Origin of the sequence: Candidatus Aeolococcus gillhamiae, from assembly GCF_016464765.1 — a bacterium.
GTDB lineage: Bacteria > Chloroflexota > Dormibacteria > Aeolococcales > Aeolococcaceae > Aeolococcus > Aeolococcus gillhamiae.
Map to the genome: position 1 here is coordinate 1 of NZ_JAEKNS010000102.1, position 6736 is coordinate 6736.

Below are 6736 nucleotides of genomic sequence, written 5' to 3' on the forward strand. Positions count from 1 at the left end.
GGGGGTCGGCCAAGGTAACGGAAATACCGGCAATGAGGTGATCTTGAACTGAGTTGCCGGTGGGGCTAAGGTGCTGCGCTGAGTAGGCCTGTTGTTAAGGAGCGCGATACGTGCCGCCACTCCTGGTGTTCCGATCCTCAGGTCCGGGGCGACGTGCTCGGTGTCGACCCGAGGTGGCGGTAGATCGTTTTCCGGGACACGTGGAAGGTCTCGGCGATCTCATTGACGGTGTACTTGCGCTTGTTGCCCGGGCCTGTGTCGTCGTACATCTGCCGGGCGATGGTGATCTGGCGGGCGGTCAGCTTGGCTTTGCGGCCGCCGGTGCGGCCACGTGCTCGAGCGGCTTCCAGGCCCTCGAGGGTGCCCTCGCTGATCAAGTCCGCCAGCATCTCGTCCATCGCTCCGATGACGTGGAACAGGAACCGCCCGGCTGGGGTGGTGGTATCGATGCCCTGTTTGAGCACGACCAGGTCCACTCCGCGTTCGGTGAGCAGGGCGGCGACCTCGGTGAGGTGGCGGACTGAGCGTGCCATCCGCGACAGTCGGGTGACGACCAGTTCGTCGCCAGCGCGCAGGTAGTCCAGACACTTGTCCCATTCCGGACGCCGAGCGAGTCGCCCGGAGGCGGTGTCGGTCCAGATCCGCTGGCAGCCGGCAGCGCGCAGTGCGTCGAGTTGGGAGTCGTCGGTCTGCGATCGAGTTGACACCCGTGCATATCCGTAGCGCGCCACGTTCAGATTGTGTCGTAAACGGTACTTCTCAGCTAGATATGACCCGTTGTTTTCGCCCACTGTTGTGACCCAGTCATGACCAGGAGAAACACCGAACGCTCAAGATCGCGTCGTCCTGGGTCGCAAACGACCGATTCTGGGACGATCACCTAGAGAGGCGAGCCGGCGAACGCGACCCATCACCTGTGAGCCCCTGCGTCGGTATGCGCACGGACACACTCATCCCACCCCGCGCCTGCCTCTGTGAATGCCTCAAGCGTGGGCTTGATAGCCGCAGGCACGCGAACCGCGCCAGCCAGCGCGTCCAACGTCTTTAGACCGTCACCGGAGTTGATTATCACCGTCTCCGCGGCGGGGTCGAGCTGCCCGGCGGCGAGCAGCTTGCGCAGCACGCCCAGTGTTACGCCCACCGAGGTCTCGCCGAAGATGCCCTCGGTGGCGGCGAGCAGCCGGATCGAGTCGACGATCTCGTCGTCGCTGACGTCGGCAACTGCGCCGGCGGTGCGCCGCACGGCGTCGAGCACGTAAGGTCCATCCGCCGGGTTCCCGATCGCGAGCGACTTGGCGATCGTCGCGGGCATCACCGGGCGCACCACGTCGTGGCCCGCGGCGTACGCGGCGGACACCGGCGAGCATCCGGTTGCCTGCGCTCCGTATATCTTCCATGCCGATTGCTCGACCAGGCCGAGTGAGACCAGCTCGCTGAAGCCCTTATCGATCTTGACTAGCTGGGCGCCGGACGCGACCGGGACCACGATCTGATCGGGCAGCCGCCAGCCGAGCTGCTCGGCGATCTCGAAGGCGAGCGTCTTGGATCCCTCGGCGTAGTAGGGACGCACGTTGACGTTCACGAACGCCCAATCGTCATGTTCGCTAGCCAACTGGGAGGCGAGCCGGTTCACGTCGTCATAGGTGCCGTCGACGGTGACAAAGGTGCCGCCGTACACCGCGGTCGCGATGATCTTCTGTGGCTCCAGGTTGGCGGGCACGAGTACGACCGAACGGATGCCGACGCGAGCGGCGGCCGCCGCGACGGCGTTGGCCAGGTTGCCGGTGGACGGGCAGGCGAGCACCGTGAAGCCCATCTCGGTGGCCGCCGCGAGGGCCACAGCCGCGACGCGGTCCTTAAACGAGTGGGTCGGGTTGCCGCTGTCGTCTTTGACCCAGAGCCTGCGCATGCCCAGCACCTGGGCCAGCTCGTCCGCCCGAATCAGCTGGGTGTACCCGGGCCTCGTACTCGGGCGCTGCGCAATGTCGGCTGGGACAGGCAGGAGGCTGGCGTAGCGCCAGATGTTCTGAGGTCCGGACTCGATGTCGGCCCTGGTCAAGGGCGGGTAGTCGTAGGCGACCTCCAGCGGCCCGAAACAGTCTTCGCACGCATAGTGCGGCCCGAGATCGCTTGTCTTGCCGCACTCTCGGCAGGACAGGTGCGTCGCGTAGCCGAACCGGGTCGTCTCGGGTGGCGCGGATGTGCTCATGCGGCGAGGCCTTTCTTCCCATCTCCCCTGTGGCCACGGTGACCACGGGCCGACTTGGCACCAGTCGAGGCGCTGTCACGCCGACAAGAGCCAGATCCTGCTGATAGGTGGTCTCAGTGGTGCGCGGTCGTAGACCGGGCCAGACGACGGCGCAAGGTGACCTTCGTGGCCGGCCACTCGGCGGCGATGACCGAGAACATCGCGGAGTCGCGGAGCAGGCCCTGCTCCCCGGGCGCGTGTGATGGCGACCAGTGGCGAAGGACGCCCTCGAAGTGCGCGCCCAGTCCCTCGAGGGCGCGTCGGGAATTCTGGTTGCGGGCGTCGGTCTTGAAGTCGACCCTGACCACGCCCCAGGTTTCGAACGCGCGCTCAAGGAGCAGAAGCTTCGCCTCTACATTGATGCCCGTTCGCTGGGCCGAAGCGCCCAACCAGGTCCAGCCGATCTCGATGGCGCACAGCTTGCAACTGCCTGGCCAGAACCGGGGATCCCAATAGGTCGTGCACCCCACGGCCCGCCCATCGCTCAAGCGGATTTGGGCGAACGGTGCCAATTTGCCGGCCTCGGCCCGTGCAAAATGCGCGGCAAGGAAGCCCGTCACCTCCCCGCCGCGGGGTACACCGGTGAAGCCGTACGCGGCGCGGTCTTCCTCCGCCGCGACGGCTAGGTCTTCACTATGGTCTATCGAGAGCGGCTCCAGCCGGACCAGGGAGCCGTGCAGGGTCGGGACGTCAGCCAGAACGTTCACGTGTGTTCCTCATCGATCCTGGCGTTGGCACCTTGCGGCGAGCGCAGGTTGCCGGACCGTCACCGGGCCAGGTCCCTCAGATCCTCTGGATGATTACAGGACAAGGACCATAACCAACGACGTCGCCCGGGGTCAACTGATGGTCAGCCGAAACTCCCGCCGCCCGCGCAACGCACCATCCGGCGCCGTTACGCCGAAGGTGACGTGTCGATCGCCGACCTCGCCGAGGAATACAGCGTCGGCCGCTCCACGATCCATCGCGTCATCCACCGGCCATCGATACCGGAACCAGACGCTCCGAGAGCATCCCGCCACCGTCACCCCAACGACCTATACGGCGCGTCCCGGTCTGCTCATTCTTAAGTGACCGTAGCGTTCGGCACGACGTTGTCGCCACAATGCTTCGAACAACCTCACCTCTCCTGACCGGATTTATGCGGCGGCGGGCTCGGCGTCGAAGTCGACCTCGGCCAGCGCGGGATCGAACGCGTCGGGTGGGATGTGTAGTTCGTCGGTGGCGTAGGCGCCGAACCGGCGGATGTGCCCGACCAGATACGGCGAGAGCTGAGCCAGGTCCTCCGCGGTGATCTGCCAGCCCTCGGCGATGAGCACCCGGATCACCGTCATCATGTCCACCGCGGTGTGGAACACGACCAGGTCCGCCAACAACGAATTGAACTTGATCGATTTTTCCTGCTCGGTGGGGTCGTTGTCGGCGATGACCCCGTTGTTGCCGAACCGCAACCACGCCGAGAACCCGTTGTAGGACTCGGCCTTGTTGGTCGCCGCGGTCACCCGGGCCCGCAACGCCGAATCCCCCAGGTAGCGCAGCAGCGCCACCGTGCGCATCACCCGCCCGACCTCCCGGAACGCCTTGTAGATCTGGTTTTTCCGGGAGTTCGACGACAACCGGCGCATCAACGTCACCGACGACAGTGTGCCCTGCTGGATGGAAATACCGATCTTCATCAAATCCACCCAATGATCGCGGATCAAATCCCAGTCGATGACGTTGCGCCCCGGGTCGCTGAACAACGCGTCGATGTGGGTGTAGCAGGTCTGCGCACTCGGCCGGAAGAAAAGCAGGTCCTTCCAGTTCCGGATGCGGGGAATCAGGTCGAACCCGAACAGGTGCGCCAGGGTAAACACCGGGAACGACTGGCCTTGCGTGTCCGCGTGGATCGTGTCCGGCTTGATATCCGACGTGTTCTGCAACAGCCCGTCGATAAGGTAGATCGCCTCCCACGCCCCACAGTTAATAAATCTGGAAAATAAGACGATATAGGTATCGGAAACGTAATGGTAGGCGATTCCTCCGATCCCACCGTATCGGATCGAGGATTCCGCGAGGAGATTATCAATATAGGTGTCGATCTGCGTGCCGTCCGCCGCGACCGCGGTCCCGTCGCCCCAGGCCTTGACCACGTCCAGCCGGGCGAACGCGTTGATCACGTCGGTGGTCGCCTTGTTCAGCTTGGCGATCGTGACGTGCCGATTCGCGGTGGCCGACAGCTCGTGCGCGGAGATCCCGGACAGATGGTTCGCCGCGTCGGCGTAGGTCATGTTCACCCCGCACACGAACGTCGTCAGCGCGTACCGGCCCTGGGGGTCTCTCAGCTTGGGATCCGATCCCGAGGGCGGACCGAAATGACGCCACCACTGCAGCCAGAACGCGGTACGGGCCACGATCCCGATCAGCGACCGTTTCGGCATCCGCGCCTTAATCGCCGCCAGCAGCGCCGCGGCGCCGTCTGAGGTACCGCTGCCCACACGCCGTTTCAGCGTCGGCGTACCCGAGTCGTCGATGACCAGGTCCGCGTTGTCCGGGTAACCGGTGTCCAACTCGGCCGCCGCCCGCTCCAACCGGCCCCGCAGGTCAGCGGTGAATTCCTCCGCAGTGGCCGGCAGGCCAGCCTCGTGGCAAAAGTCGGCCAGCTTGGGCTGGCATTGCTCCCAGGACAGCAGCTTCGCCGCCCAGTTCGCGTACTCGATGGCGCCCGCGACCGCGACGTCCCCGGTGCGCAGCTCCTCGGCCAGGTAGGTGAACACGCACGCCTCGAAATGCCGCCGCGCCAGCATCCCTGGCCGTGCGCGGTTCCGGATCACCTTCTGCCAGTTCCCCGACGCGAACGAGGTATCGATCTTCGTCACGATCTCCTCGCCCTCCTGGTCGAGGGTGACGAGGTGGTCGGGGATGTAGTCCCGCGTCAGTGTCCAGTGCTCCAGGACGTGTGCAAGGGCGTCGAGCACGCTGGCATCGGCCGAGGTCGCCTCGAACCGCAACCGGCCGGCCAGCTCGAACATCACGGCGCGGTCCTGGCGGAAAAACCGCTGCACCAGCATCTCGTGGTTGTCGCCGTGATAGGCCGACACCTCCTCGATATCAGCGAGCTGCGCCGCAAGGCCTCCAGCGGCCGCCACCTGGGTGCGAATCGCGCCCAGGCCCTCGGCCTGGATCTTCAGCGCTCGCACCACCGACACCAGCGCCTCGCCCTGCGCTCCCACCAGCCGCAGCGCCGGTGACCCGCCATCCTCGGGGACTGGTCCCGACCCCTCGGGGCGCTCACCACCGGGCTCGGTCACCCCGGACAAGGTCAGCAGCGCCTGGTGGGCCATGGTGACCGCGGCCGCCTCGGTGGCGGTGGTCACCCCGTCCGGGGCGAGCTGCTCAAGCACCGCCTTGTAACCACCGATCAGCCGCTCGGTCACCGCCCGCTGCCGCAACCGAATCTCCTCCAGCTCGGTCTTGGCCTTCTTCACGATCACCGCGACCCGCTTACACAACATCTCCGCCAGGTCATCGCGCGCTCTGGCCCGGGCGGTGTGCACCAGACAAGCCAGCAACACCACCCGCTTGACCGGGTCATAGTCACCCAAGGTCCCCGCGTCCTGCGCGGCGGCCTCCGCCGCGAAGTCCGCGATCTTCGACTCGGCCACACCCTGAAGCCACACTGCGGTGTCGCCGAGCTCGTCCACCCGCCCCAGATACTGCGACTGCTCCTTAAACCGCGACCACGACGGCCGCTTCGCCGGCTTCTTCATCCGGGTGAACAGGCTCTCGCTGCCCGCACCCCCCACCTGAACTACCGCCATCAGCCCGACCCGCTCGCCCGCACTGATCCGCCCGAAAATCCCGGAGATGATGTCCCGGTTCACCTCACCGCGGATCGCCGACGCCAGCTTGTCCAGCACAGTGAACCCCAGCAGTTCAAGGGACTCCGCGACCAACATCTCCAACGCCACATTGATCAAATCCGGCGGATTGTTCTTCACCACCGCGGCCTCCCGGATCGCCTCCGCGGCGACCTCGCGGGCCCTGGCCGGGTTACAGACCACCCCCACCCGCTTGCGGATCAAACCACGGTGATGCCGCTGGGTCCGATCACTGCCATACCCCACAGACACGTCCGCACCAAGATCCAGACACCGCCGGACATGATCGACCACCACCCCCGGAACCTCGTCCTGCTTGGGGAAACGACCCATCCGCTGGAAACACTTCAGCGCGAGCACCAACCCCAGCAACGCCCCATCCGACTCGGTCGCCCCGCCCGCCCACTCAACCTCATCGGCCGTCGGCGTGTAGAAGACATGCAGCTCACGCGCGGACAACAACCGCGGGAACCTGGGATACGCAGTCCGTTCGATCGAGGTCAACGCTGACCGCCCTCGCGATCGCCCATCAGCTAGGGCGGGAAGCTACCAACACCCCCTCACCAGCCAGAAACCGCCTCAAGATCCACTCATTGCCGGTATTTCCGTTACCTTGGCCGACCCCCTA

Annotated in this window: 6 protein-coding genes and 1 riboswitch; of the genes, 1 reads left to right on the plus strand and 5 read right to left on the minus strand. The window is 65.6% G+C overall.

Features of this window, described 5'->3' with window-relative positions; translation table 11 throughout:
- Positions 1-137: 137 nt before the first annotated feature.
- The 4 genes from JF886_RS09925 to JF886_RS09940 all read right to left on the minus strand — a co-directional run bounded on the left by JF886_RS09925 (position 138) and on the right by JF886_RS09940 (position 3225).
- The gene (locus JF886_RS09925) at positions 138-731 is read right to left on the minus strand and encodes a recombinase family protein (protein ID WP_337312011.1); all 594 of its coding nucleotides are present in this window, start codon (positions 729-731) and stop codon (positions 138-140) included.
- Between the two features lie 179 nt (positions 732-910).
- Positions 911-2209 carry a threonine synthase gene (gene thrC, locus JF886_RS09930; protein WP_337312013.1) on the minus strand — a complete coding sequence of 433 codons (1299 nt, stop codon included), beginning with the start codon at positions 2207-2209 and terminating at the stop codon, positions 911-913.
- Between the two features lie 113 nt (positions 2210-2322).
- Positions 2323-2955, minus strand: coding sequence for a GNAT family N-acetyltransferase (locus JF886_RS09935; protein WP_337312015.1), 633 nt, complete (start codon positions 2953-2955; stop codon positions 2323-2325).
- A 6-nt stretch (positions 2956-2961) separates the two neighbouring features.
- Positions 2962-3051: riboswitch (SAM riboswitch) on the minus strand.
- Between the two features lie 36 nt (positions 3052-3087).
- On the minus strand, positions 3088-3225 hold the full coding sequence (locus JF886_RS09940; RefSeq protein WP_337312020.1) for a hypothetical protein: 138 nt from the start codon (positions 3223-3225) through the stop codon (positions 3088-3090).
- Between JF886_RS09940 and JF886_RS09945 the strand changes: the two genes are divergently transcribed.
- Positions 3160-3318 carry a hypothetical protein gene (locus JF886_RS09945; protein ID WP_337312017.1) on the plus strand — a complete coding sequence of 53 codons (159 nt, stop codon included), beginning with the start codon at positions 3160-3162 and terminating at the stop codon, positions 3316-3318. The genes JF886_RS09940 and JF886_RS09945 overlap by 66 nt on opposite strands.
- A 69-nt stretch (positions 3319-3387) precedes the next feature.
- Here the strand turns inward: JF886_RS09945 and JF886_RS09950 are convergent, their stop codons facing one another.
- Complete coding sequence (locus JF886_RS09950) at positions 3388-6612, minus strand: Tn3 family transposase (RefSeq protein ID WP_337312019.1); 3225 nt, start codon at positions 6610-6612, stop codon at positions 3388-3390.
- Positions 6613-6736 lie beyond the last annotated feature (124 nt).